At 75.2% G+C, this 23,437-nt stretch carries 26 protein-coding genes; 15 read left to right on the top strand and 11 right to left on the bottom strand.

Annotated features, from left to right (window positions below):
• Window positions 1-74 precede the first annotated feature (74 nt).
• Window positions 75-602 carry a hypothetical protein gene (locus tag ACYVID_RS06505; RefSeq protein ID WP_460735583.1) on the bottom strand — a complete coding sequence of 176 codons (528 nt, stop codon included), beginning with the start codon at window positions 600-602 and terminating at the stop codon, window positions 75-77.
• Between the two features lie 35 nt (window positions 603-637).
• On the bottom strand, window positions 638-1,321 hold the full coding sequence (locus ACYVID_RS06500) for a hypothetical protein (protein WP_460735581.1): 684 nt from the start codon (window positions 1,319-1,321) through the stop codon (window positions 638-640).
• A 200-nt stretch (window positions 1,322-1,521) separates the two neighbouring features.
• Between ACYVID_RS06500 and ACYVID_RS06495 the strand changes: the two genes are divergently transcribed.
• From ACYVID_RS06495 to ACYVID_RS06470, 6 genes are all read left to right on the top strand, one after another.
• Window positions 1,522-3,201 (top strand): sigma-70 family RNA polymerase sigma factor, encoded by a 1,680-nt coding sequence (locus ACYVID_RS06495; RefSeq protein ID WP_460735579.1) that lies wholly within the window; start codon window positions 1,522-1,524, stop codon window positions 3,199-3,201.
• Between the two features lie 70 nt (window positions 3,202-3,271).
• Window positions 3,272-3,769, top strand: coding sequence for a DoxX family protein (locus ACYVID_RS06490; protein WP_300641151.1), 498 nt, complete (start codon window positions 3,272-3,274; stop codon window positions 3,767-3,769).
• 30 nt (window positions 3,770-3,799) lie between these two features.
• Complete coding sequence (gene aroA, locus ACYVID_RS06485) at window positions 3,800-5,104, top strand: 3-phosphoshikimate 1-carboxyvinyltransferase (protein WP_300641153.1); 1,305 nt, start codon at window positions 3,800-3,802, stop codon at window positions 5,102-5,104.
• Between the two features lie 7 nt (window positions 5,105-5,111).
• Window positions 5,112-6,113 (top strand): ribosome small subunit-dependent GTPase A, encoded by a 1,002-nt coding sequence (gene rsgA / locus ACYVID_RS06480; protein ID WP_460735577.1) that lies wholly within the window; start codon window positions 5,112-5,114, stop codon window positions 6,111-6,113.
• Window positions 6,114-6,136: 23 nt separating this feature from the next.
• Complete coding sequence (gene hisN, locus ACYVID_RS06475) at window positions 6,137-7,027, top strand: histidinol-phosphatase (RefSeq protein ID WP_460735575.1); 891 nt, start codon at window positions 6,137-6,139, stop codon at window positions 7,025-7,027.
• A 62-nt stretch (window positions 7,028-7,089) separates the two neighbouring features.
• Window positions 7,090-7,524: a CBS domain-containing protein gene (locus ACYVID_RS06470; protein ID WP_460735573.1), complete on the top strand. Its 435-nt coding sequence runs from the start codon at window positions 7,090-7,092 to the stop codon at window positions 7,522-7,524.
• Window positions 7,525-7,543: 19 nt separating this feature from the next.
• Here ACYVID_RS06470 and ACYVID_RS06465 read toward each other — a convergent pair whose 3' ends face one another.
• The gene (locus tag ACYVID_RS06465; RefSeq protein ID WP_460735571.1) at window positions 7,544-8,029 is read right to left on the bottom strand and encodes an FHA domain-containing protein; all 486 of its coding nucleotides are present in this window, start codon (window positions 8,027-8,029) and stop codon (window positions 7,544-7,546) included.
• Window positions 8,030-8,089: 60 nt separating this feature from the next.
• On the opposite strand from ACYVID_RS06465, the gene ACYVID_RS06460 reads away from it, so the two are divergent.
• The 3 genes from ACYVID_RS06460 to ACYVID_RS06450 are packed head-to-tail and all read left to right on the top strand — an operon-like array spanning window position 8,090 to window position 10,699.
• Entirely contained in the window at window positions 8,090-9,001 is a 912-nt protein-coding gene (locus ACYVID_RS06460) for a DICT sensory domain-containing protein (protein WP_460735569.1), read from the top strand.
• Window positions 8,998-10,272 (top strand): NAD(P)/FAD-dependent oxidoreductase, encoded by a 1,275-nt coding sequence (locus ACYVID_RS06455; RefSeq protein ID WP_460735568.1) that lies wholly within the window; start codon window positions 8,998-9,000, stop codon window positions 10,270-10,272. The genes ACYVID_RS06460 and ACYVID_RS06455 overlap by 4 nt, the downstream gene beginning before the upstream one ends.
• 7 nt (window positions 10,273-10,279) lie before the next feature.
• Window positions 10,280-10,699, top strand: a complete 420-nt coding sequence (locus tag ACYVID_RS06450) for a hypothetical protein (protein ID WP_460735566.1) — start codon at window positions 10,280-10,282, stop codon at window positions 10,697-10,699.
• A 4-nt stretch (window positions 10,700-10,703) separates the two neighbouring features.
• Here ACYVID_RS06450 and lepB read toward each other — a convergent pair whose 3' ends face one another.
• Window positions 10,704-11,450, bottom strand: coding sequence for a signal peptidase I (gene lepB / locus ACYVID_RS06445; RefSeq protein WP_460735564.1), 747 nt, complete (start codon window positions 11,448-11,450; stop codon window positions 10,704-10,706).
• Window positions 11,451-11,542: 92 nt separating this feature from the next.
• Between lepB and ACYVID_RS06440 the strand changes: the two genes are divergently transcribed.
• Genes ACYVID_RS06440 through ACYVID_RS06430 form a run of 3 tightly spaced genes read left to right on the top strand, consistent with a single transcriptional unit; the run spans window position 11,543 to window position 13,369 of the window.
• The gene (locus tag ACYVID_RS06440; protein ID WP_460735562.1) at window positions 11,543-11,911 is read left to right on the top strand and encodes an FKBP-type peptidyl-prolyl cis-trans isomerase; all 369 of its coding nucleotides are present in this window, start codon (window positions 11,543-11,545) and stop codon (window positions 11,909-11,911) included.
• Window positions 11,912-11,915: 4 nt separating this feature from the next.
• A complete protein-coding gene (locus ACYVID_RS06435) occupies window positions 11,916-13,085 on the top strand; it encodes an alpha-hydroxy-acid oxidizing protein (protein WP_460735560.1) in 1,170 nt (389 codons plus the stop codon).
• Window positions 13,082-13,369: an RNA-binding S4 domain-containing protein gene (locus ACYVID_RS06430; protein WP_460735558.1), complete on the top strand. Its 288-nt coding sequence runs from the start codon at window positions 13,082-13,084 to the stop codon at window positions 13,367-13,369. Before ACYVID_RS06435 ends, ACYVID_RS06430 begins: the two co-directional genes overlap by 4 nt.
• Window positions 13,370-13,383: 14 nt before the next feature.
• Here the strand turns inward: ACYVID_RS06430 and ACYVID_RS06425 are convergent, their stop codons facing one another.
• Window positions 13,384-14,706 (bottom strand): DUF445 domain-containing protein, encoded by a 1,323-nt coding sequence (locus ACYVID_RS06425; protein ID WP_460735556.1) that lies wholly within the window; start codon window positions 14,704-14,706, stop codon window positions 13,384-13,386.
• 61 nt (window positions 14,707-14,767) lie between these two features.
• On the opposite strand from ACYVID_RS06425, the gene ACYVID_RS06420 reads away from it, so the two are divergent.
• A complete protein-coding gene (locus tag ACYVID_RS06420) occupies window positions 14,768-15,166 on the top strand; it encodes an adenylyltransferase/cytidyltransferase family protein (RefSeq protein ID WP_460735554.1) in 399 nt (132 codons plus the stop codon).
• A 43-nt stretch (window positions 15,167-15,209) separates the two neighbouring features.
• Window positions 15,210-16,772, top strand: a complete 1,563-nt coding sequence (locus ACYVID_RS06415) for an MXAN_6640 family putative metalloprotease (RefSeq protein WP_460735552.1) — start codon at window positions 15,210-15,212, stop codon at window positions 16,770-16,772.
• 15 nt (window positions 16,773-16,787) lie between these two features.
• Here ACYVID_RS06415 and ACYVID_RS06410 read toward each other — a convergent pair whose 3' ends face one another.
• On the bottom strand, window positions 16,788-17,369 hold the full coding sequence (locus tag ACYVID_RS06410; RefSeq protein WP_460735550.1) for a hypothetical protein: 582 nt from the start codon (window positions 17,367-17,369) through the stop codon (window positions 16,788-16,790).
• Window positions 17,370-17,558: 189 nt separating this feature from the next.
• On the opposite strand from ACYVID_RS06410, the gene ACYVID_RS06405 reads away from it, so the two are divergent.
• Window positions 17,559-17,732 carry a hypothetical protein gene (locus ACYVID_RS06405; RefSeq protein ID WP_460735548.1) on the top strand — a complete coding sequence of 58 codons (174 nt, stop codon included), beginning with the start codon at window positions 17,559-17,561 and terminating at the stop codon, window positions 17,730-17,732.
• A gap of 3 nt (window positions 17,733-17,735) precedes the next feature.
• Here ACYVID_RS06405 and cobC read toward each other — a convergent pair whose 3' ends face one another.
• From cobC to ACYVID_RS06380, 5 genes are read right to left on the bottom strand one after another with little or no spacing between them, the layout of a single operon-like run.
• On the bottom strand, window positions 17,736-18,752 hold the full coding sequence (gene cobC / locus ACYVID_RS06400; RefSeq protein ID WP_460735546.1) for an Rv2231c family pyridoxal phosphate-dependent protein CobC: 1,017 nt from the start codon (window positions 18,750-18,752) through the stop codon (window positions 17,736-17,738).
• Window positions 18,745-20,079 (bottom strand): cobyrinate a,c-diamide synthase, encoded by a 1,335-nt coding sequence (locus ACYVID_RS06395; RefSeq protein WP_460735544.1) that lies wholly within the window; start codon window positions 20,077-20,079, stop codon window positions 18,745-18,747. Before ACYVID_RS06395 ends, cobC begins: the two co-directional genes overlap by 8 nt.
• On the bottom strand, window positions 20,076-20,690 hold the full coding sequence (gene cobO / locus ACYVID_RS06390; protein ID WP_460735542.1) for a cob(I)yrinic acid a,c-diamide adenosyltransferase: 615 nt from the start codon (window positions 20,688-20,690) through the stop codon (window positions 20,076-20,078). The genes ACYVID_RS06395 and cobO overlap by 4 nt, the downstream gene beginning before the upstream one ends.
• Window positions 20,690-21,346, bottom strand: coding sequence for a 5,6-dimethylbenzimidazole synthase (gene bluB / locus ACYVID_RS06385; protein ID WP_460735540.1), 657 nt, complete (start codon window positions 21,344-21,346; stop codon window positions 20,690-20,692). Before bluB ends, cobO begins: the two co-directional genes overlap by 1 nt.
• Window positions 21,343-23,436 carry a VWA domain-containing protein gene (locus ACYVID_RS06380; RefSeq protein WP_460735538.1) on the bottom strand — a complete coding sequence of 698 codons (2,094 nt, stop codon included), beginning with the start codon at window positions 23,434-23,436 and terminating at the stop codon, window positions 21,343-21,345. The genes bluB and ACYVID_RS06380 overlap by 4 nt, the downstream gene beginning before the upstream one ends.
• Window position 23,437 lies beyond the last annotated feature (1 nt).

Below are 23,437 nucleotides of genomic sequence, written 5' to 3'. Positions count from 1 at the left end.
GACGACTCGATCGCCGGGCGCGCCACACTCAGGCGCACTCCCACGGCCTGGGACGCTGCTACTGCCACCGGTGCTCACAGACGCACCGGCTCCCACGTCTCCCCAGGACGCGTGAGCGGCTGCAAAGACACCTCGACGTCCGACGGCCTCCCAGGCAGCTCGGCCGTGACCTGCACGAGGGGACCGCCGCCGAACGAGCCTCCACCGGCCTGCGGCAGGACGCTCCCCTGGTGCTCGACCTGCAGCCGCCCCAGCACCTCGCGATGGACGGCGCGCGGCACCTCGGCACCGTCGCGGGTCACGAGCACGAGGTGCACCACGGTCCAGTCACCGACGTGCCACTCGGGCAGGCGCCAGATGGACACCGGGCACTCGGAGACCTCCAGGACCACGGGCTGCGGGAGCTGCTTCCCGGCCACGGCCGCGCCGGGCGCATCAGCCAGTCCCGAGCGGCACGTGTGGCCCCCGAGCGAGAAGCTCGCGAGGGAGCGCAACGGCACGCCGGCCATGAGCGGCACCGACGGGACTCCCTCCCCGTCGGCAGCCGCGTCGTGGTCGAGGTCGCGCAGCACCAGCAGGTCCCCGAGAAGGAATCGCTCCACCCGACCAACCTAGCCAGCCGGCGGACCAGCGCTTCCTACCCGACGTCCAACCGCTCGAGCAGCAGGACCAGCTCCAGCTCCCCCTCCGGGAGCGGGTGGACCCGCACGTCGGCCTCCCAGCCGTCGTCCTCGAGCAGCCGCCGCAGCAGCGCCACCAGCCCCTCCAGCCGGTGGTCCCTGTCGGCGAGCACGACGACCCGTCCGGTGTGGGTGTGCGCGACGGTCTCCCCACCGCCGAACACGACCCGCACCCGCTCGCCCAGGGCGGCGCACGAGAGGGCCCTCCCCAGAGCCCCTCCCTCCGCGGCCGCCCCGGGCGGACCGGACCCCTCCGGGGTGTCGGACGCCGGGCGGTCCCCCCCAGGACCGCCCGGCGTCACGACCACCAGGGCGTGAGCCTGCGCGGGGTCGAGCCCCGCGCGCCGCTGCTCGGCCACCCTGGTGCGCAGGTGTGCCATCGTGGCGAGGCCCGTGAGCGGGTCCTCGCAGGTGAGCCGGTGCAGGTGCCCGAGGGTGGTGTCGGCCCATCCCTCCACGAGGGCCTCCACCTCCCCCGGCCGGGGCTCCCGACCCCGCACCTGCGACTCGGCCCGGAGGGTGCGCAGCGCCTCTCCCACGCCCGCACCGTCCTCCGCCAGGCGACGACCGACGTCCCGTGCGTGCTCGAGGGACGCGGTGTCCGCGGACGGGCGGCGCAGCAGTCCTGCCAGCTTGCCCATCGGGTCTCCTCACGTCTCGCTCGTGTCTGCACGCCGGCGCTGTCCAGGTGTGTCCGGGACGTCGGCCGCCGCCTCCATGGCGGGTCCTGCAGCGAGGGGACGGGCCACGCGGAGGGTCATGACGCGGAACTCGCGACTTCCTCGAAGTTTTTTTCGCCGGCGCGGTCGTGATCTTTCGCCGGGTCGCGCGTTGTACCTCTGTGAGCGCCACCGAGGCGCCCGCAGCGCTGCTCCTCGAGCGCTCGGACGCCGACCTCATCGCAGCCGTGCGGGCCGGCGACCTGGAGTCGTACGGCGAGCTCTTCGCGCGCCACGCCGAGGCCGCCCGGCGCCTGGCCCGGCAGCTCACGAGGGGCAGCGGGGACGCCGAGGACCTGGTCTCCGACGCCTTCGCGAAGGTCATGGAGGTGCTGCGCCGCGGCGGCGGACCCGACGAGGCGTTCCGCGCCTACCTCCTCACCTCCCTGCGCCGCCTGCACGTCGACCGCACCCGGGTCACGGCCCGCGCGACGCCCACCGACGACATCGCGGCGTACGACGCCGGGGTGCCCTTCCACGACACGGCGGTGGCCGGGTTCGAGAACGAGGCGGCGGCCGAGGCGTTCGCCTCGCTGCCCGAGCGCTGGCAGCTGGTGCTGTGGCACACCGAGGTCGAGGGCGCCAAGCCCGCCGACGTCGCGCCGCTGCTCGGCATGAGCCCCAACTCCGTCGCCGCGCTGGCCTACCGCGCCCGCGAGGGCCTGCGCGAGGCGTTCCTCGCCGCCCACGCCGCGCGCTCGGACGACCAGGACTGCCGCACCACCCAGGGCAGGCTCGGCGCCTACGTCCGCGGCAACTCCTCGCGCCGCGACGCCGGCAAGGTCGAGGAGCACCTCGAGGGCTGCCGCCGCTGCGCGGGGATCTACCTCGAGCTCGTCGAGGTCAACTCCGGGCTCGGCGCCCTGCTTGCCCCGCTCCTGCTCGGCGGGGCCGCCGCGGCGTACGTCGGGTCCGGGGCGGTCGCCGTCACCGCTGCGACGGGTGCCGCGACCGGCGTGGGCTGGACCGGGTGGCTGCTCGCCGTCCCGGGGCGGATCCGCGACCTCGCCCTGGCCAACCTCCCGGCCACGGCCGCAGCGGGCGTGGCGACCGCCGCCGTCGTCGGCGGCAGCGTGGTCGCGGGCGTCGCCATCACCTCCGACGACCCCCCGCGCGAGGCTGCGACCACGGCACCGGCCTCCCCCGGCGCAGCCGAGGACGACGCCGTCGATCCCGCTGGTGAGCCCGCGCCCGGCAACGGCGAGGCCGCGGCCCGCGAGGAGGACGACGGGCCGGGCGACACCGGGTTCGGCACGGACCTGCCCGACGCCCCCGGTGTGGAGGAGCTGCCCGCCGACGAGCCGCCCTCGGACGGCGCGCCGACGGACGAGGTGCCGGTCGAGGCGCCGCCGGGCGACGAGTCCCCGACCGAGGAGGCACCGGAGCCGCCGGGCGACGGACCGGGGCCCCAGCCCGGACCCGAGCCCCAGCCCGAGCCCCAGCCCCAGCCCGAGCCCCAGCCCCAGCCCCAGCCCGAACCTGAGCCCGAGCCGACCCCGCCGCTGACCGCGGAGGGCCGGGCGACGACCGCCCTGGGTCTCTCCTGGCGCGTGGTGCTCGACGTCGCCGGCCTCGAGGAGGGCACGACCGGTCGGGTCCGGCTCACCAGCGACCGGCCGCTGCTGGCCCTGACCCTGGACCGTCGCTGCGCCGGTCTGGCGCTGGGCCCGGCGAGCTGCTCGCTGTCCGGCGGCACGTACACCTTCCGGGCGCTCCCGGCGCCGGGGCAGCGGACCACGTTGACCTTCGAGGTGGAGACGGCCGACGGCCGCACCACGACGGTCCGGGTCCCCCTCGCCTGACGCGTCCGCACGCGCTGCCTCACCCCCTCAGGCGGACTGGGACCCCGAGGAGCGGGGCAAGAACCCCCGCATGTCGCTCAGCCGCACGATCGCCCGCCCGATGCTCGCCTCCGTCTTCTTCGTCGGGGCCGCCAACGCCCTGAAGAACAGCGGTGCCCTGGCCGCCAAGGCCCAGCCGGTCACCGACCGCGTCGGGCCGATCGCCCGCAAGGCCGTGCCGGTCCTGCCGCAGGACCCCGAGGCGCTGGTGAAGGTCAACGCCGGCGTGCAGATCGTCGCCGCCCTGGGCCTGGCCACCGGTCGCGCCCCGCGCCTGTGCTCGGCGGTGCTGGCCGCCTCGCTCGTGCCGACCACGGCCGCCGGTCACGCCTTCGGGGCTGCCGACGACCAGGCGACCGCGCAGCAGCAGCGGCTGCACTTCGCCAAGAACCTCTCCATCCTGGGCGGCCTCGTGATCGCCGCCGGCGACACCGACGGCAAGCCGGGCGTCGCGTGGCGCACCCGTCACCTGGCCAAGGACGCCAAGCGCGAGGCGCGCCTGGTCGCCGCCCGCTCCCCGATCGGCTGAGGCACGCCGCGGCCCGACTAGGCTGCGCGCGTGCCCCTCGACACGCTGCCGAACCCCTGGCCCGCGCCCCGCGCGCACGCCCCCGTCGAGGCCGACGTGACCCTGCCGGGCAGCAAGAGCCTCACCAACCGCGCGCTGGTGCTGGCCGCGATCGCCGACGGCCCCTCCGTCGTACGTCGGGCGCTGCGGTCGCGTGACTCGCTGCTGATGGCGGCGGCGCTCACCGGGCTCGGCGCGCACGTCGACACCACCACCGACGACTGGACCGTGACCCCCGGGCCGCTGCGCGGCGGCACCGACGTCGACTGCGGGTTGGCCGGCACGGTGATGCGCTTCGTCCCGCCGGTGGCGGCGCTCGCCGAGGGCACCGTCTCCTTCGACGGCGACCCGCACATGCGCAGCCGGCCGATCGGCGAGGTGCTCACCGCCCTGCGCAGCCTGGGCGTCGAGGTGGACGACGAGGGCCGTGGCTCGCTCCCGTTCCGCCTGCACGGCACGGGGTCGGTGCGCGGCGGCCGGGTCGTGATCGACGCCAGCGCCTCCTCGCAGTTCGTCTCCGCCCTGCTGCTGGCCGGCGCCCGCTACGACGAGGGTGTCGACGTCCGCCACGACGGCAAGCCCGTCCCTTCCCTGCCCCACATCGACATGACCGTGGCAGTGCTGCGCGCGCACGGCGTCGAGGTCGACGACAGCGACGCCAACCGGTGGGCCGTCGCCCCCGGCCCGGTGCGTGCCGTCGACCACACCATCGAGCCCGACCTCTCCAACGCCGGGCCGTTCCTCGCGCTGGCCGCGGTCAGCGGCGGCACCGTGACGGTCCGCGACTGGCCCGAGGCCACCACGCAGGCGGGGGACGCCCTGCGCGGGCTGCTGACCGACATGGGCTGCACCGTCGAGCGCACCACCGCGGGCCTGCGGGTCACCGGCCCGACCCCCGGCACCCTGCAGGGCATCGACGCCGACCTGCACGACGTGGGCGAGCTGACCCCGGTCGTGGCCGCGCTGTGCGCCCTCGCCGCCTCCCCCAGCCACCTGCGCGGCGTCGGCCACATCCGGCACCACGAGACCGACCGGCTGGCCGCCCTGGCCCGCGAGCTCGGCGGTCTCGGCGCCGACGTGACCGAGCACCCCGATGGCCTGTCGTTCCGGCCCGCGAGCCTCCACGGCGGCGTCTTCGGCACGTACGCCGACCACCGGATGGCGCACGCCGGCGTCGTGGTCGGCGCGGCCGTCGACGGGGTCGAGGTGGAGGACGTCGGCACCACCGCCAAGACCTTCACCGACTTCGCCGGGGCCTGGTCGGCCCTCTTCGAGCCCACGGCCCCCCGGGACTGAGGGAGCCATGGCGCGGGAGCGGTACTCGACGCACGACCACGAGCACTACGAGCGTCCCCGTCGCCGCACGCGCCCGCGCACCAAGGAGCGCCCGACCTACGACGACGCCACCGACGGCCTGGTCGTGACCGTCGACCGCGGACGATTCACGCTGCTCGTCGAGGACCGCACCGTCATGGCGGTCAAGGCGCGCCCCCTGGGCCGCAAGGGCGTCGTGGTCGGCGACCGGGTCCGCGTCGTCGGTGACGTCTCCGGCGAGGAGGGCACGCTCGCCCGGATCGTCGAGGTCTCCGAGCGCACCACCGTCCTGCGGCGCACCGCCGACGACGACGACCCGGTCGAGCGGGTGATCGTCTCCAACGCCGACCAGCTGGTCGTCGTGACGGCCCTGGCCGACCCCGAGCCGCGCCCGGGCCTGCTCGACCGCGCGCTCGTGGCCGCCTACGACGCCGAGATGCGCCCGCTGCTGTGCCTGACCAAGGCCGACCTGGCGTCCCCCGAGACCCTGCTGTCGACGTACCGATCGCTCGGTGTGCCGTGGGTGGTCACCGAGCGCGGCGCCGACCTGTCCCCCCTGCGCGAGGAGCTGGCCGGGCGCACCAGCGTGCTGATCGGGCACAGCGGCGTCGGCAAGTCCACGCTGGTCAACGCACTGGTGCCGGACGCCGGCCGGGCCATCGGGCACGTCAACGCGGTCACGGGCCGCGGGCGGCACACCTCGACCTCGGCCTACCTGCTCGCCCTGCCCGAGCACGGGGGTCGGCCCGGGTGGATCGTCGACACCCCCGGCATCCGCTCGTTCGGGCTGGCCCACGTCGAGCCCGAGCACCTCATCGAGGCGTTCCCCGACCTCGACGAGATGACCGAGGAGTGCCCGCGCGGGTGCACGCACGGCACCGACGAGCCGGAGTGCGGCCTGGACGAGGCGCTGGCCGCCGGTGCCGTCGACCCCGACCGGGTCACCTCCTTCCGACGGCTGCTCGAGGCGCGCTCCGAACCCGCCTGGTGAGCCGCGGGCTAGCCTGTGCGCTCGTGGCCCCCTCCTCGTCGACCAGCCCGGACTTCACCGACGACCTGCGCCTGGCGCACCTGCTGGCCGACGACGCCGACTCGCTGACCACCGCGCGGTTCAAGGCGCTGGACCTGCACGTGATGAGCAAGCCCGACCTCACGCCGGTCACCGACGCCGACCAGGCCGTCGAGGAGGCGATCCGCCGCACCCTCTCGCGGGTCCGCTCGCGCGACGCCGTGACGGGCGAGGAGCAGGGCACGACCGGCAACTCCCAGCGCCGCTGGATCATCGACCCGATCGACGGCACCAAGAACTTCGTGCGCGGCGTCCCGGTGTGGGCCACCCTCATCTCCCTCGTCGTCGACGACGAGGTCGTGGTCGGCGTGGTGTCCGCGCCGCAGCTGCAGCGCCGCTGGTGGGCCTCGGCCGGCGGTGGGGCCTGGACGGGCAAGTCGCTGCTGAAGGCGACGCGCATGCAGGTCTCCGACGTACGCCGCCTGGAGGACGCCTCCTTCTCCTACTCCTCCCTGTCGGGCTGGGAGGACCGCGACCGCCTCGAGGACGTGCTCGCGCTGACCCGGCGGTGCTGGCGCACCCGGGCCTACGGCGACTTCTGGTCCTACATGCTGGTGGCCGAGGGCGCCGTCGACATCGCCGCCGAGCCGGAGCTCGAGGTCTACGACATGGCCGCGCTCGACGTGATCGTCCGCGAGGCCGGGGGCGCCTTCACCTCCCTCGACGGCAGCCCCGGACCCTGGGGCGGCAACGCGGTGGCGAGCAACGGGCACCTGCACGACGCGGCGATGGCCTTCCTCGGCGGACTGCCCGACGACCACGGCGACGACCCCGACCAGCCGCGCACGGGTCCCGGGTCGGTCTCGGACCTGCGCTCGCGCCGCCCGCGGGACTGAGCCGCCGACGGGACGCGGACAGGCCCTGTACGCGTGAGCCACGTCACTTGTACGGTCGGAGGGTGAAGATCGCCGACGTGCTCGCCGCCAAGGACCGTGGCCGTGAGGTCGTGTCCATCGCCCCCGAGGCCGGGGTCCGCGACCTCCTGGCCCTGCTCGCCGAGCACAACGTCGGCGCGGTCGTGGTGAGCGCCGACGGCTCGACGCTCGACGGGATCGTCAGCGAGCGCGACGTCGTGCGGCACCTGCACCACGACGGCACGGTGGTCAACAACACCGTGCGGGCGATCATGACCCGCGAGGTCGAGGTGTGCCGGCCCGACGCCGGCCTCGACGAGGTCATGGAGACGATGACCCGCCGGCGCTTCCGCCACCTGCCGGTGGTGGGCGAGGAGGGCCTGGAGGGCGTCGTCAGCATCGGCGACGTGGTGAAGGCCAAGATCGGCCAGCTGGAGTTCGAGCGCGACCAGCTCGACTCCTACGTGCACCAGACCTGAGGGCTGGTGCCGCCCGCGCTCAGCGCAGGCTGACCCGGTGCCCGCCGACGCGGATGTCGCTGTCCTCGTCGACCACCTGCGAGACGACGGGCGAGCCGTCGACGTGGCAGCCGCCGGCGAGCGCCTTGAGCACCCGGCGACCCTCGAGGTCGTGGCCTAGCACCGCGTGCCGGGCCCGCAGGCCGGGCAGCACGACGTCGCAGCTGGGGTGGGAGCCGATGACGACCGAGGCCTGTGCCGGCAGGGCAGTGACCACCGGGATCGTGGCGACCGCCCCACCCACGGCACTGCTGCCGGCCGCCTCGGCCGGCGCGACCCGGCCGACAGCACCGGGCGCCGGGACCGGGACCACGGGCGCGAGGGTGCGCCGACGCGGCGCGACGATCCGGACCGTGCTCGGGGCCGTGCGGGGCTCCTCGGAGCGGGGGCGGGTCCAGCGGTTGTGGATCACGCGGAAGCCGCCGCGCTCGGGCCGTCCGGGACCCGCGACCTGGTCGTTCGTCATGTCCGACTCCACCCCTTTGACACGTTCCTCAACACGCTGTTGAGGTATAGCATCACAGACGTGAACACATCGTCCACCCCCACCCTGAGCATCGGGGACCTCGCCGAACGCACCGGCGTCGCTCCCGCCACCCTGAGGATGTGGGAGCAGCGCCACGGCTTCCCCGTCCCCGAGCGCCTCGACAGCGGCCACCGCCGCTACGCCGAGGCCGACGTCGAGAGCATCCGTGGTGTCCTGGACCGGCGCGACGCCGGCTCCCGCCTCGACGCCGCGATCGCCGACGTCCTGGCCGCCCGCCGCCGCGAGAGCGAGCCGGGAGCCCGGTCCATCTGGGCCGAGCTGCGCCGCCGCCACCGCGAGATCCCCACCCACCGGCTGACCAAGCAGACCCTGCTGTCCCTGTCGTGGGCGATCGAGGACGAGTTCGCCGCGAAGGCCGAGCGCGCACACCTCTTCGGCCTCTTCCAGCACGAGCACTACTACAGCCCCGCCCGTCGCCGCTGGGACGAGCTGGCGCGGGTCGCCGGCTCGTCGTACGCCTTCTTCGCACCCGAGGACGAGGCCGACCTCGGGCACCCCGAGAAGTTCGGTCCGACCGCGGGCCGGGCGGCGTCGGTGCCGGTGCTGCTCGACGACTCCTCCCCCGTGCGCCGTGAGTGGGCGGTCGTGTGCGACAGCGTCGACCTGCCCGTCGTGCTGACCGCGTGGGAGCTGCCGGGCCAGGAGGGCGTCGCCGACCGCGACCGCGTCTTCGAGTCCGCGTGGAGCATCGACCCGATGGCCGTGCGCCGCGCCTCGCGCACCTGTGCGGCACTCGCCGCGGAGGCGGGCGCCGAGGGCGTCGCCGCCGTGCAGTACGCCCTGGCCGACGACCCGGCGCCGGTCGCCGCGGACCTGGCGGCCGTCAGTGCCCTCTTCTCCCGCGTCGTCGCCTACGTCGACGACGGCGCCCGCCGGCTGCGGCGCGCGTGAGCGCCGGCCCCGGCCCCGCAGCCGAGGTCGACGTCGCGGTCGTCGGTGCGGGGCTCGCCGGCCTGCGCTGCGCCCGGGTCCTGGCCGACGCCGGGCTGCACGTCGAGGTGCTCGAGGCCGCCGACCGGGTCGGCGGGCGGGTGCGCACCGACGAGGTCGACGGGCACCTGCTCGACCGGGGCTTCCAGCTGCTCAACCCCGCCTACCCCGCCGTACGCCGCTGGGTGGACGTCCCGGCACTGGGGCTGCAGCCCTTCCCCGCCGGCGTCGCCGCGGCCACCGAGCGCGGCACCGTCCGCCTCGGGGACCCGCGCCGAGCGCCGGGGCTGCTGGCGCCCAGCGCCCTGGCCGGGGCCCGTCGGCTGCGCGAGGTGGTGCCGCTCCTGCGGTGGGTGGCGCCCCTGCTGCGCCCGCGCGCGCAGGGTCTCGCGGAGCGGCTGCGGGCCACGCGCCCGACCCGCTCGCTGCGCGCGGCGCTCGACGACCTGGGCGCCCGCGGCGACCTGCGCCGGGTGCTGGAGGCGTTCCTCTCCGGCGTGGTCCTCGACCGCGAGGGTGCCACCGACGAACGGGTCGCGCTGCTGCTCGTCCGCTCCTTCCTCGACGGCAGCCCCTCGCTGCCCGCGGGCGGCATGCAGGCCCTGCCGGCCCAGCTCGCGCAGGACCTGACCGTGCACCTCGACACCCCCGTGGAGGCACTCGAGCCGGGCGGGCTGCGCACCGCCGCCGGCTCGGTCCGCGCCCGCGCGGTGGTCGTCGCCACCGACCAGCTGGCCTCAGCGGCGCTGCTGGACCGCACGCCCGGCACCGACCGCGGCGTGGTGACCCACTGGTGGAGCGCCGAGGCGGGGTCGCTCCCCGCGACCGGTGGGCTGCTGCACGTCGACGCCCGGCCCCGCCCGACCGGCCCCGTGGCCAACACCGCGGTCGTGTCGCAGGCGGCACCGTCGTACTCCCCCAACGGACGGGCCCTGGTGCAGGCCTCGGTGGTGCTGGACCACCGCGGGGTCGTGCCCGAGGCCACCGTGCGCCGCCACGCCGCCGAGCTGCTCGGCACCTCGGCCGCGGGGTGGCAGGAGCTGGCCCGGCACGAGGTGCCGCACGCGCTGCCCTCGGCCACCCCGCCGCACGACCTGCGGCGCCCGACCCGCGTGCGGCCCGGGCTGCACGTGTGCGGCGACCACCGCGACACCCCGTCCATCCAGGGCGCCCTCGTCAGCGGCGACCGGGCGGCGCGGGCGGTGCTGGCCGAGCTGCGCGCGGCCCGGTGAGGCTGCGATGAGCGCCGAGACCTCCCTGCTCGTGCTCCTGGCCGCCACCTGGGCGCACCTCGGCTTCCAGGTCACGGTCTCCTCGCTGGTCTACCCCGTGCTGGCGGCCACCCCGTCCGAGGCGTGGCGTGGCGCGCACGACCGGCACAGCCGGGTCATCACCCCGACCGTCGGGGCGGTGTACGCCGCCCTCCTGCTCGGCACGGCGGCCTCGCTGTCCGCCGCGGCGGGCCCGGCCGTGGTCGCCGCGGCGGCCGGGGTCGCGCTCAGCCTCGGGACGACCGCCCTGGTGGCGGCGCCGCTGCACGGGCGGCTGGCCGCCGCGGGCCCCACGCCCGAGCGCCTGCGGACCCTGCTCGTCGCCGACCGGGTGCGGACCGCCGGGGCGGCGCTCGCCGCCGTCGCGGCCACGGTCGCTGCGCTCTGAGGACCTACTGCTCGAGGGCCTCGAAGGCGTCGGGACGGCTCAGCAGGTCGAAGCGGCTCGCCGGCCAGACCCGGGCGAAGACCTTGCCGACGACCAGCTCGACGGGCACGTAGGCCTCGGAGTCGTCGCACGGCTCGCCCTTGCGCCCGCCGCAGCGCAGGTGGAAGGAGGAGTCGGCGGAGTCGTCGCGGTGGTCGCCCATGACGAAGACCTCGCCGTCGGGGACCGGGCCGGCCGACCAGCGGCAGGTCGAGACCATCGGCCCGTCGCAGCGGTCGTCGTTGAGGGTGAAGCCGCGAGAGTCCAGCGGGACGCCGTTGACCAGGAGCCGGCCCTGCTCGTCGCAGCACTCGATGGTGTCGCCGGCGACCCCGATGACGCGCTTCACCAGGTGGCCGCCGGTCGGGTAGAGACCGATCCGGCTCATCACGTCGGTCAGCAGCCCCGTCGAGGTGGTCGCGTCACCGGCACCCAGCCAGGAGCCCGGGTCCTCGAAGACGACGACGTCGCCGCGCTCGGGACCGCCGCCGCCCCAGTACGACACCTTCTGGACCAGGATCCGGTCGTTGATCTCCAGGCCCGGCTCCATCGACCCCGAGGGGATGTAGAAGGCCTGGACCAGGAAGGTCTTCACCACCAGGGCCAGCACGATCGCGAGGCCGAGCAGCAGCAGCGACTCCTGCCAGATGGGGATGCGCCGCCGACGGGCCGGCGCAGCGGGCGCCGTGGCGCCCTGGTCCTCCTCCGACACGTGCTCTCCCTGTCCTGGTCGCCCGGTCCCACGCCCCCTCGAGGCGAGCGCGGGCGGTGGGAACCATACCCGTGCGGTCTAGGCTCCCCCTCATGGACAAGCCCGAGATCGACTTCCCCGACTTCGACCCGCCCGCCGACCTCGAGATCACCGACATCACCGTCGGCGAGGGCGAGGAGGCCGGCGCCGGCCAGACCGTCTCCGTGCACTACGTCGGCGTCGCGCACTCCACCGGCGAGGAGTTCGACGCGTCGTACAACCGGGGCGAGCCGCTGCGCTTCCGCCTCGGCATCGGCCAGGTCATCCAGGGCTGGGACACCGGCGTGCAGGGCATGAAGGTCGGCGGCCGCCGCCAGCTCGTCATCCCCCCGCACCTGGGCTACGGCGACCGTGGCGCCGGCGGGGTCATCAAGCCCGGCGAGACGCTGATCTTCGTCGTCGACCTGCTCGCGGTCTCCTGACCTCGTGACCCACTTCGGCGACCACCAGGTCGCGATCTACGCGGCCGGGATGTTCGCCGGCCAGGTCCCGACCTGGACCACCGACCTGACGTCGCTGGAGACGCACGCGGCCGAGGTGCTCGCCCCCGAGGCGCTGGGCTACATCGTGCCCAGCGCCGGGGGCGGGTCCACGGCCCGCGCCAACGTCGCGGCCTTCGAGCGGTGGCGCATCGTGCCGCGGATGCTGCGCGACCACGCCGCCCGCGACCTCTCGACCACCGTGCTGGGCACCCCCATGGCCGCGCCCGTGCTGCTCGGCCCCGTCGGGGTGCAGACCCTGGCCCACCCCGAGGGCGAGCTGGCCACGGCCCGCGCCGCCGCGGCGCTGGGCCTCACCTACGTCCACTCCACCCAGGCCGGTCACTCCATCGAGCAGGCCGCCGAGGCGAACGGCGACGGCCAGCGGTGGTACCAGCTCTACTGGCCCACCCACGACGAGCTGTGCGAGTCGTTCCTGGCCCGGGCGAAGGCCGCCGGCTACACCACGCTCGTGCTCACCGTGGACACCACGATCCTCGGCTGGCGCCCGCGCGACCTCGACCGTGGCTACCTGCCGTTCCTGGCCAACGAGGGCATCGCCAACTACACGACCGACCCGGTCTTCAACGCCATGCTCGAGAAGCCCGCCGAGGAGGACCCGGCCGCGGCCGGCATCACCTTCGCCGGCGTCTTCGCCAACCCCGGTCTCTCCTGGGAGCAGCTGCCCTGGCTGCGTGAGCGGTGGGACGGCCCGATCGTGCTCAAGGGTATCCAGCACGTCGACGACGCCCGCCGTGCCGTCGACGCCGGCGTGCAGGGGATCGTGGTCTCCAACCACGGTGGCCGCCAGGTCGACGGCGCCGTCGCCTCCCTGGACTGCCTGCCGCCCATCGCCGAGGCCGTCGGCGAGGACCTCACCGTGCTCTTCGACTCCGGCGTCCGCTCGGGCCCCGACGTCATGAAGGCGCTCGCGCTGGGCGCCGACGCGGTGCTGCTCGGCCGCCCCTACCTCTACGGACTGGCCCTCGGTGGGCAGGAGGGTGTCGAGCACGTGCTGCGCTGCCTGCTCGGCGAGCTCGACCTCACCCTGGCCAACGCCGGGTGCTCGACGCTGGCCGACCTCACCCCGGAGATGCTCCAGCGGGTGTCGGCGTGAGCGGCTCCCCCGGCCCCGTGGACCCCGTGGACCCCGTGGACCCCGTGGACGTGGCGATCCGCGACGAGGTGATCCGGTTGGGCCAGTTCCTCAAGCTCGCCAACCTCATCGAGTCCGGGTCCGAGGCCAAGGAGGTCGTCGCCTCCGAACGGGTCCTGGTGAACGGGGTGCTCGAGACCCGGCGGGGCCGGCAGCTGGTCAAGGGCGACGTCGTCGAGCTGGTCGGGAGCGGCCAGGCCGCCCGGGTGTCCGACGAGTCGGCGTACGACGACCTGCCGTGGTGACGTGGACGGAACATCTAGAGCACCTCGGCCACCGCGTGGATCAGCACCCCCACGAGCCCGCCGACGATGGTGCCGTTGATCCGGATGAACTGCAGGTCGCGGCCGACGTGCAGCTCGATCCGCCGTGCGGCCTCCTTGCCGTCCCAGCGCTCGATGGTCTGCGTGATGACCTGCGTGAGCTCGGCGCCGTAGCGCTCGATCGCGTAGACCGCGGCGTCGGCGACCAGCCCGTCGAGCCGCTCGCGCAGCTCCGGCTCCTCCACGAGCCGGCGGGCGAAGCGCTCGACCTCGGTGCGCATCCGCAGCCGCACGGCGCCGTCGGGGTCGGCCAGCGACCCCTCGAGCGCGCGGCGCAGCGCGTCCCACAGGGCGATGCCGGTGGCGATGACCTGCGGACGGTCCAGCAGCCTGTCCTTGAGCGCCTCGGTGCGGGCGCGGGTGTCGGTGTCGTGGAGCAGGTCCTCGGCCAGCTGGCGCAGCATCGAGTCCAACGCCAGCCGGGCACGGTGGCGCGGCTGGTCGCGGATGTCGGCGACCCAGCGCACCAACTCGAGGTGGATCCGGCCCGTGACCCGCTCGTTGATGCTCGTCGGCGCCCACCACGGGGCCCGCTCGCCGATGACCTCGGTGACGGTGTCGGGGTTGTCGAGCAGCCAGCCGTGCAGCTCCTCCAGGACCAGGTCGACCAGCCCGTGGTGCAGGTCGTCGCGCATCGCCTCGGCCAGCAGGTTGCCCAGCAGCGGGGAGATCGGCTCCTCGCGGAAGCGCGGCACCAGCGCGTCCTCGACCAGGCTGCGCACGTGCTCGTCGCGCACCTTGCCCAGGGCCGTCGAGACCAGCTCGGCGGCCTCCTCGACCACGCGCGCGGCGTGCTGGGGCTGGACCAGCCAGTCGCCCACGCGGCCCGCGGGACCCGCGGCCAGCACCCGCTCGCGCACGACCGGCTCGGAGAGGAAGTTCTCCCCCACGAACTCCTCGAGCCCGCGGCCCAGCTCGTCCTTGCGCCGCGGGATGAGCGCGGTGTGCGGGATCGGCAGGCCCAGCGGGTGGCGGAACAGCGCGGTCACCGCGAACCAGTCGGCGATCGCACCGACCATCGAGGCCTCCGCGCCCGCGTTGACGTAGCCCCAGAAGCCGTCCTGGCCGTGGGTGGCGACGTAGACGGTGGCGGCCAGCAGCAGCAGCCCCAGCGCCACCGCGCGCATCCGGCGCAGGGCGCGGGCCCGGTGCAGGTCGGCGTCGGGAGCGCCGCGCGTGACGGGACCGGCGCTCGGGCCATCGCTCGGGCCGTTGCTCCGGCCGTGGCTCGGGGACGTGGACGTGCTCGTGGCGCTCATCGCTGCCGATCATGACGCACGGACAGTGGGACCGGGCCGTGGGCCTGACACACTGGCCCCCATGGCCCGCACCGTCATCACCTTCGGCACCTTCGACGTCTTCCACGTCGGACACCTCAAGGTGATCCAGCGCGCCGCCGAGCTCGGCGACCGGCTGGTCGTCGGGGTCTCCGCCGACGAGCTCAACCTGCGCAAGAAGGACCGGGAGCCGGTCTTCAGCGAGGCCGAGCGGATGGCCATCGTGGCCGCGCTCAAGCCGGTCGACGAGGTCTTCCTCGAGGAGAGCCTGGAGCTCAAGCGCGACTACATCCTGAAGTTCGCCGCAGACGTCCTGGTCATGGGCGACGACTGGGCCGGGCGCTTCGACGAGTTCCGCGACATCTGCGAGGTCGTCTACCTCCCCCGCACGCCCGCCATCTCCACCACCGCCCTGATCGAGAAGATCTCCAGCGCCACCTGAGCGCACCCGCCTCCCCACCTCGGCCCCCTCGGAAGGTCACCGCATGCGTCACCCCGTCGCCCTGCTCGCCTCCCTGCTCCTGCTCGGCGGGGTGCTCTCCCCCGCCCTCGCGGGCGCCGACGAGCCTGCGGTCCTCGTCGGCCCCGTCCCAGCGACGACGAGCGGTGCAGCCGACCCGCGCGACCTGCTCGCCGAGGCCCGGGCCCTGCTGCGGGGCGAGCCGGTGCCGGGCGCACCGGCCCAGCGTCGTACGTCGGGGGGCCACGCGGACCGCGAGCTGACCCTGGTCCTGCGCGACCTGCGGCTCGCACTGCCCCGGCTCGGGGCTGCCGACCGGCGCGAGGCCACGGCGCTGCTGGCGCGGCCCACCGACGGGCGGGCCGACCCGCTGGAGCAGGGGTACACCGCGAAGTCGGTGCGCACCTGCGGCGGCCGGTTCTGCGTGCACCGGGTCCGCACGGGCGACGACCGCGCCACGGCGGCCTGGGCCACGACGACGGTGCAGGTCATGAACCGGGTCTGGCGCAGCCAGGTCGGCTCGCTGGGCTACCGCGCACCGCTCAGCGACGCACCGCTGGCGCGCTCCCGCAACGGGGGCAACGGCAAGTTCGACGTCTACCTCAAGGACCTCGGCGCGCAGGGCCTCTACGGCTACTGCGCCGCGGAGTTCGCGCTCGAGCGCGAGCCGCGGCGCGCCGGTGGCTACTGCGTGCTCGACAACGACTTCTCCCGCGACGAGTTCGGCCGCGACCCCGCGGACACCCTTGCGGTGACGGCGGCCCACGAGTTCTTCCACGCCGTGCAGTTCGGCTACGACGTGCTCGAGGACCGCTGGTTCATGGAGTCCACGGCCACGTGGATGGAGGAGCGCTTCGCCGACGACGTGGACGACAACCGGCAGTACCTCCGCGCCAGCCAGCTCGCCGCCCCCGGCACCCCGCTGGACCTGTTCAACCGCCAGGGCTCCGAGCACTACGGCAACTGGACCTGGTGGGAGCACCTGTCCGCGCGCTACGGCAACCGCCTCGTGCGGTCGGTGTGGGACTCGGCCCGCGGACCGCGTCACTCGACCGTCGCGCTGGAGCGGGTGCTGGCCGGGCGCGGCGGCTTCCCCGCGAGGTACGCCGCCTTCGCGGCCGCCAACCTGACCCCCGCGCGCAGCTACGAGGAGGGGGCGGCGTGGCCGACCCCGCGGCTGCGTGCCTCCTGGCGGATGGCCGCCGGCGCCGAGCGCACCGACACGGTGCGGCTGGACCACCTCACCTCCGCCTCCTACCTCGCGCAGCCCGACGTCACCCTGGGCGGGGGCTGGCGGCTGCGGCTGGACATCGACGGCCCGAGCCGGGGGGCCGCCCCGGCCGCGTGGCTGGTCGTGCGCACCGCCGACGACGAGTGGCGCAGCCGCGAGGTCGAGCTGGACCGGCGGGGGCGCGGCAGCGTCACGGTGGGCTTCTCCCCCGCGACGGTCCGTGCGGTCAGCCTGACGGTGGCCAACGCCTCGACGCGCACCCGCTGCGGCGTCGACGACGTCCGCTGGGCCTGTGAGGGCCGACCTCGCGACGACGACAAGGCCTTCGACGTGCGGGCCGAGCTGGTGCAGCGGTAGGGGTGGCGGTCGCCGCTACTGCAGGCCGAGGAGGCCGTCGACCACGTCGGTGACGCCGTCGACGACCCCGGTGACCGGTGCGGTCACCGGCGTGGTCGCGCCCCCGGACACGCCGTCGACGGTGCCGGCCACGCCCTGCACCACGGGATCCAGCAGGGCGCTCGTCGCGCCCGGGGCCGCCGGCGGGTCGGGGTCGGGCTGCGGCCCGGGGTCGGGCTGGGGCTGGGGCGGCGGGCCGCCGCCGTCGGGCCCGTCGGCGTCCGGCTGGCCGGTGCTGTCGGTCTGCCCGGTGGCGGGCTCGATGACGGGCCCCGGCACGACCGTGCCGACGCCCACCACCGCGGGCGGTCCCTGCGGCACGCCGCGACCGTCGGGGGTGGGCTCGCGGGCGGGCTCGAGCTCGGAGGCGGGGACGACCCGCTGCTCGGGGGCGGGCTCGTCGTCGAGGAGGCCCGGCACCACCTCGGTCACCAGCAGGGTGCCGGCGAGCACCAGCACGAAGCCTCCCGCACCCAGGCCGAGCGCGGAGTAGCCGAGCCGCTGGTCGCGGCGTCGACGGTGCCACGCGCGTGCCACCTGCCCGGACGTCTCTCCCACACTGACGACCGTAGGCAGTGCGAGGGCGCAGGAGAAGCGGAACGCGCCCCGACCACCCTCAGGACGGAGCAGAAATGACCGATCGGAGGAGCGAAGGCATCCCCTCACCCGGTCGGATGGTTCATCTTTCCAGGACCTGGGGAACCGTCCGAGCGTCCACCACGACCGTCATGTCGCAGGAGCAACCCCATGTCGCCGAGCACCCAGCCCGTCCACACCCACGTCGTCCGCCGCCGTCCCGCCCTGGTCGACGGCGCCTCGGTGGCCGCGGCCGGCCTCGTCCAGGCCGCCATCCTGCTGGCCTCCCCCGCCGTCGGCCACGGCATGGTGGCCGTGCGCTCGCTGCGCACCTCCCAGGGCTGAGCCCTACGTGTCGCCCAGCGCCGCCCACAGGGGCCGCAGGGCGGCGGGAGGGCGGGCCGCGATCCGGATCCAGGACCCGTCCAGGCCGGGGAACGTGTCGCAGCGGCGTACGGCGACACCCGCCTCTCGCAGCCGCGCGTGTGCGTCGGCGCCTGGCCTGGCAAGCACGAAGGGCGCCTGAGAACGCAGGTGTGGCACGCCGCGCTCGGCAAGCGCGGCCTCGAGCCCGGCTCGCCACGCCTGCAGCTGCGTGGCCCGGCGCGCCGCCTCGACCTGCCCCTGGGGCGTGGCCACGGCGCGGATGGCCGCGACGGCGGCTGACGAGACCGACCACGGCGGCCGCAGCGCCCGCAGTCCCTGCGCCGTTCCGACGTCGGCCAGCAGGTAGCCGACCCGCACACCCGGCACCGACCAGGTCTTGGTGAGGCTGCGCACCACGACTACTCCCGCTGCCTCGTCGCCGACCAGGGACTCCGACTCCCCCGGCACGGCGTCCATGAACGCCTCGTCGACCACCACCACGCGCCCTGGACGCGCAAGCGCCAGCAGCGTCGTGCGCGGGTGGAGGGTGCCCGTCGGGTTGGTCGGGTTCCCCAGGACCACGAGGTCTGCCTCCGTGGGCACCGCTCCGGGGTCCAGCGGCTCGCCCGGAGGGACCAGGACCGCCTCCACCCGGTGGCCGGCCTGCAGCAGTGCTGCGTGCGGCTCGGTGAACTGAGGGTGCACCACCACCGGGTGGCGCCACGGCCGCCACCGCGCCAGCAGGGTGAAGGCCTCGGTGGCGCCCGCCGTGGCGACCACCTGCTCGGGCCGCCGACCGTGCTGCCGGGCCAGCAGCGCCTCGGCCTCCCGGGCATCGGGATAGGCACCGACGTCGTCGACCGCGGCACGCAGCGCGTCTCGGAGGAACCCGGGCGGGCCGTGCGGGTGCACATTGACCGCCAGGTCGAGCAGACCCGAGCCACGGACCTCGGCGTCCCCGTGATGGAGGAGGCCGGGGCCGTGCACCGGGTCAGGCACGGTGCACCGCGGCGGCGAAGCGCTCGGCCAGTTGCGGGTGGCCGGCCCAGTGCGTGTGCAGGTAGGAGGCGTGCAAGGTCGGGGACGCGAAGCCGGTCGGACGTCCGTCGACCAGCCAAGCCGGCTCGAGCCCCGCGGACCCGGCTTCCGGGGTCACGTGGGTGCGGTGGAACTCGTGACCGGTGACCCGCTCCCCGGCCCGGGTCAGCAGGGAGTCCGAGGCGGCCACGGCTTCCGGGTAGCGCAGGGTCAGCCGCTCGGTCATCGTCGCGTCGGCGGGAACCGCGCCCGTCATCGCGACCCCGTCGAGGGAGCGGCACAGGTAGAGCAGGCCAGCGCACTCGGCGACGGTGGGCAGACCGTCGGCCACGGCGTCGTGCAGCTGGGCCATCAACGAACGGTTGGCGGCGAGACCGGTGGCGTGCACCTCCGGGAACCCGCCGCCGAGGTAGACACCGGTCGTGCCCGACGGGAGGAAGGTGTCGTGGAGCGGGTCCAGCACGACGGGGTCACAGCCGGACGCGCGCAGCAGCTCCTCGGTCTCGGGGTACCTGAAGGTGAAGGCTCGGCCCCCGGCGACCGCGACCACCGGGCGACCCGGACCGGGCGGACGCACGGGTGGCCGCCACGCAACGGCGTCGAGGTCGGGGGCAGTGGCGGCGAGTGCGAGGACCGCGTCGAGGTCGACGTGCTGCTCGACGAGGTCGGTCAGCGGGTCCAGCGCCGCGGCCGACAACGCGCGTTCGGCCGCCGGCACGAGTCCGAGGTGCCGCGAGGGCGTGGACACCGAGGCGTCCCGAGGCACCTGGCCCAGGACCGGGAGTCGGACCGAGGAGACGACCTCGGCTGCGTGTCGCGGCGACCCGACCTGGTTGAGTACGACTCCGACCACCTCGACCGACGGGTCGAAGGTGGCCATGCCGTGGACGACCGCCCCCACGGAGCGCGACGAGCGCGCGCAGTCGACGACCAGCAGGACCGGCGTCCGGGTGAGGGCGGCGACGTGCGCGGTGGAGGCGAACCCGCCCCCTCCGACGCGGCCGTCGAACAGGCCCATCACGCCCTCGACGACCGCCACGTCGGCGCCCTCCGCACCGTGCAGGAGCAGCGGGACCACCCGCTCCTCCCCGACCAGGTGCGGGTCGAGGTTGCGGCCGGGCCTCCCGGTCGCCAGCGCGTGGTAACCCGGATCGATGTAGTCGGGCCCGACCTTGTGTCCGGAGACCACGAGCCCTCGGCGCCGCAAGGCAGCCATCAGGCCGGTCGCGATCGTGGTCTTCCCCTGCCCGGTGGCCGGCGCGGCGACCACGAGCCGCGGCACGCTCACCACTCGATCCCCCGCTGCCCCTTCTGGCCGCGGTCCATCTGGTGCTTGACCTTGGTCATCTCCGTCACGAGGTCGGCGGCCGCGACCAGGTCCGGATGCGCGCGGCGGCCGGTCACCACGACGTGCTGCCGGCCGGGCCGTGCCGTGAGGGTCGCGACCACGTCGGCCACGTCGACCCACCCCCACTCCATGGGGTAGGTGAACTCGTCGAGGACGTAGAGATCGTGCCGCTCCTCGGCCAGGGCGCGTTTCACCTCCGACCACCCCTCTGCGGCGTCCGCGGCGTGGTCGGCGTCCGAACCGTCCTTGCGACGCCAGGACCATCCGGCTCCCATCTTGTGCCAGGTCACCGGCCCGCCCTCGCCACTGTCCTCGTGGAGCTGGCCGAGGCGCTCCAGCACCGTCTGCTCACCGATGCGCCAGGTGGCGGACTTGACGAACTGGAACACGCCGACGTCCCAGCCCTGGTTCCAGGCCCGCAGCGCCAGTCCGAAGGCGGCGGTGGACTTCCCCTTGCCGTCGCCGGTGTGGACCATGAGCAGCGGCAGGTGCCGGCGCTGCGCGGTGGTGAGGCCGTCGTCGGGGACGACCAGCGGCTTGCCCTGGGGCATCAGTGCTCCTCTCGGTCCGGGCGCCAGGCCTCGTGGTGGACGGCCTCCTCGAGTGGACGACGGCGGCGCCAGCCGTGTCGCTCCAGGTCCGGCACCTGCTGGAGGCCCGAGACCCGCCCCAGGCAGAGCCACGCGATCGGCCGCACGTGGTCGGGCAGGTCGACGAGCCGAGCGAGTACTTCCTCGCGGTAGAAGGAGACCCAGCCGACCCCGAGGCCCTCGGCCGTCGCCGCGAGCCAGAGGTTCTGCACGGCCAGCACCGACGAGAAGAGCCCAGCATCGTCGACCGTGCGCCGGCCCAGGACCTGGCGGCCGCCGCGGGTGGGGTCGTAGGTGACGACGATGCCGAGCCCGCTCTCGCGGATGCCCTCGACCTTGATGCCGGCGAAGGCGGCCCGGCGCTCGGGCGGCAGCTCGGCGGCGTACCGCACACGCTCGCCCGCCACGTGCTGGGCGAACCCCTCCAGCGCACACTGCTCACGCACCACGACGAAGTCCCAGGGTTGGCTGAGCCCGACGCTCGGCGCCCGGTGGGCCGCCCCGAGGACCCGCAGCAGGGTGTCGTCGTCGACCGGGTCGCCGGTGAACTCCGCGCGCACGTCGCGTCGGCGCTCGACGAGCCGGTAGAACTCCTCGGCCTCACGCGTCGTGCTCATGCCGCCCTCCCGCGCACCACGCCGCGCAGTGCGGCCGCGTCGACGGCCGCCAGGGGCAGGTGCTCGGCTCGCAGCCGATCGGCCAGGACGGCTGCCAGCCCCATCCGCAGCGGACCCGACTCGCAGTCGACGACCACCACGGCGGTGCCTCGCTCGGCGATCCTCCCGGCCGCCTCGTGGGAACGTCGCACGGCGTCGCGACCACTGGTCGCCCGACCATCGGTGATGACCACCAGCAGGGGTCGGCGCGCGTCGGGTCGCCGGCGCTCCCGCTCCAGGACCGCGGCAGCCTCCAGCAGTCCCTCCGCCAGCGGGGTCCGGCCACCGGCCGGCATCTGCGCGAGCCGCGTGGCCGCGACATCCACCGAGGCCGTGGGTGGCAGCACGAGCCTGGCCGCGTCCCCCGCGAAGGTCACCAGGCCCACCGTGTCGCGCCGCTGGTAGGCGTCGAGCAGCAGGCTCAGGATGGCGGTCTTGACCTCCTGCATGCGGCGGCTGGCTGCCATGGAGCCGGAGGCGTCGACGCAGAAGAGCACGAGGTTGGCCTCGCGGCCCTCACGCACCGCGGTGCGCAGGTCCGTGCCGGCGAGGCGCAGCGGCCCGACCGACCGTCCGCGCTCGTGCTGGTGAGGTACGGCGGCGAGCACCGTCGCGAGCAGGTGCACGCCGCCGGCGGCACCCGGCCGGGCACCCACTCGCCGACCCGCCGAGGTGCCACTGGCCCGGCTGCGCCGCCCCGCGATGCCCGTGTCGCGACCCTCGGCCTCGAGCAGCCGGGCACGGAAAGGGTCGCCCGCCGCGACGGTGCTGGCCCGTTCGGCAGGTCCGTCGGCAGGTCCGTCGGCAGGTCCGTCGGCGGGTCCGTCGGCGGGTCCGTCCGCGGGCTGGTCCGGCGGAGGAGCACCGGTGGCGTCGCCGCCACCGCTCGGCCCCGCGGGGCCGTCACCGCTCTGGGGTCCCGGCTCGCGCCCGGGGACGGGGTCGGGCTCGGGGTCGGGCTCGGGGTCGGGCTGCTCGACGCCGAGTGCCTCGTCGAGCGCCTGCTCGAGCCGGTCGTCATCGAGGTCGGGGCTGTCGAAGGGCGAGCGGCGCCGACGGTGCGGGAGCGCGAGCCGGGCCGCGACGCGCACGTCCTCGTCGGTCACCTCATGGCGTCCGCACCAGGCCGCGTGCGCCCTCGCCGTGCGGGCGGTGACCAGGTCGGCGCGGAGCCCGTCGACCTCCAGAGCGGCGCACACCTGAGCCACCGCGAGCAGCACCGCGTCGGGCAGGTCCACCTCGGTGCGCGCCAGGCGGGCCGCGGCGACCCGGTCGGCCAGGACCCGCTCCTGCTCGGCCCACCGGGCGGCGAATCCGGCGGGATCGGCGTCGTAGGACATCCGCCGACGCACGACCTCCACACGCAGCGCCGGGTCGCGCGGCGCCGCCACGTCCACGGCCAGCCCGAACCGGTCGAGCAGCTGGGGGCGCAGCTCCCCCTCCTCGGGGTTCATCGTGCCGACGAGGACGAACCGGGAGGCGTGGGTCAGCGAGACCCCGTCCCGCTCGACGCTCGTGCGTCCGGTCGCAGCAGCGTCGAGGAGAAGGTCGACCAGGTGGTCGTGGAGCAGGTTGACCTCGTCGACGTACAGCAACCCCCGGTGGGCGCGGGCGAGCAGACCGGGCTCGAACTCCGCCACCCCGTGGGCCAGGGCGCGCTCGAGGTGCAGCGAACCGACCACGCGGTCCTCGCTGGCCCCGACAGGGAGCTCGACCAGCCGCACAGGCCGGGAACCGACGCGGGCCTCGGGTCCGAACGGCCCGTCGGGCGAGGTGTCGGTCGGATCGGACGGGTCGGTCGAGAACCGGTCGCCCTCGACGACATCGACCGGCGGCAGCACGGCTGCCAGGGCACGCACCGCGGTGGTCTTGGCGGTGCCCTTCTCGCCTCGGACCAGCACCCCGCCGATGCCCGGGTCGATCGCGGCGAGCAGCAGCGCGAGCACGAGGTCGTCCGAGCCGACCAGGGCGCTGAGGGGGAAGGTGTGCCTGGTGCCCTCGGGGACACGCAGGTCCGGGGCAGGGGTGGGCAGGGTGGACTGGTCTGGCACG

This window comes from Nocardioides ginkgobilobae (assembly GCF_054781275.1).
Note: the sequence above shows the minus strand (reverse complement) of the source record. Positions and strands in the feature narration are given on the sequence as shown.

Coding starts and splice junctions, on each gene's coding strand:
- ACYVID_RS06500 (WP_460735581.1), bottom strand. CDS start 1,321: ATGGGCAAGCTGGCAGGACTGCTGCGCCGCCCGTCCGCGGACACCGCG.
- ACYVID_RS06490 (WP_300641151.1), top strand. CDS start 3,272: ATGTCGCTCAGCCGCACGATCGCCCGCCCGATGCTCGCCTCCGTCTTC.
- rsgA (WP_460735577.1), top strand. CDS start 5,112: ATGGCGCGGGAGCGGTACTCGACGCACGACCACGAGCACTACGAGCGT.
- ACYVID_RS06465 (WP_460735571.1), bottom strand. CDS start 8,029: ATGACGAACGACCAGGTCGCGGGTCCCGGACGGCCCGAGCGCGGCGGC.
- ACYVID_RS06450 (WP_460735566.1), top strand. CDS start 10,280: ATGAGCGCCGAGACCTCCCTGCTCGTGCTCCTGGCCGCCACCTGGGCG.
- ACYVID_RS06440 (WP_460735562.1), top strand. CDS start 11,543: ATGGACAAGCCCGAGATCGACTTCCCCGACTTCGACCCGCCCGCCGAC.
- ACYVID_RS06425 (WP_460735556.1), bottom strand. CDS start 14,706: ATGAGCGCCACGAGCACGTCCACGTCCCCGAGCCACGGCCGGAGCAAC.
- ACYVID_RS06420 (WP_460735554.1), top strand. CDS start 14,768: ATGGCCCGCACCGTCATCACCTTCGGCACCTTCGACGTCTTCCACGTC.
- ACYVID_RS06415 (WP_460735552.1), top strand. CDS start 15,210: ATGCGTCACCCCGTCGCCCTGCTCGCCTCCCTGCTCCTGCTCGGCGGG.
- ACYVID_RS06405 (WP_460735548.1), top strand. CDS start 17,559: ATGTCGCCGAGCACCCAGCCCGTCCACACCCACGTCGTCCGCCGCCGT.
- cobO (WP_460735542.1), bottom strand. CDS start 20,690: ATGCCCCAGGGCAAGCCGCTGGTCGTCCCCGACGACGGCCTCACCACC.
- bluB (WP_460735540.1), bottom strand. CDS start 21,346: ATGAGCACGACGCGTGAGGCCGAGGAGTTCTACCGGCTCGTCGAGCGC.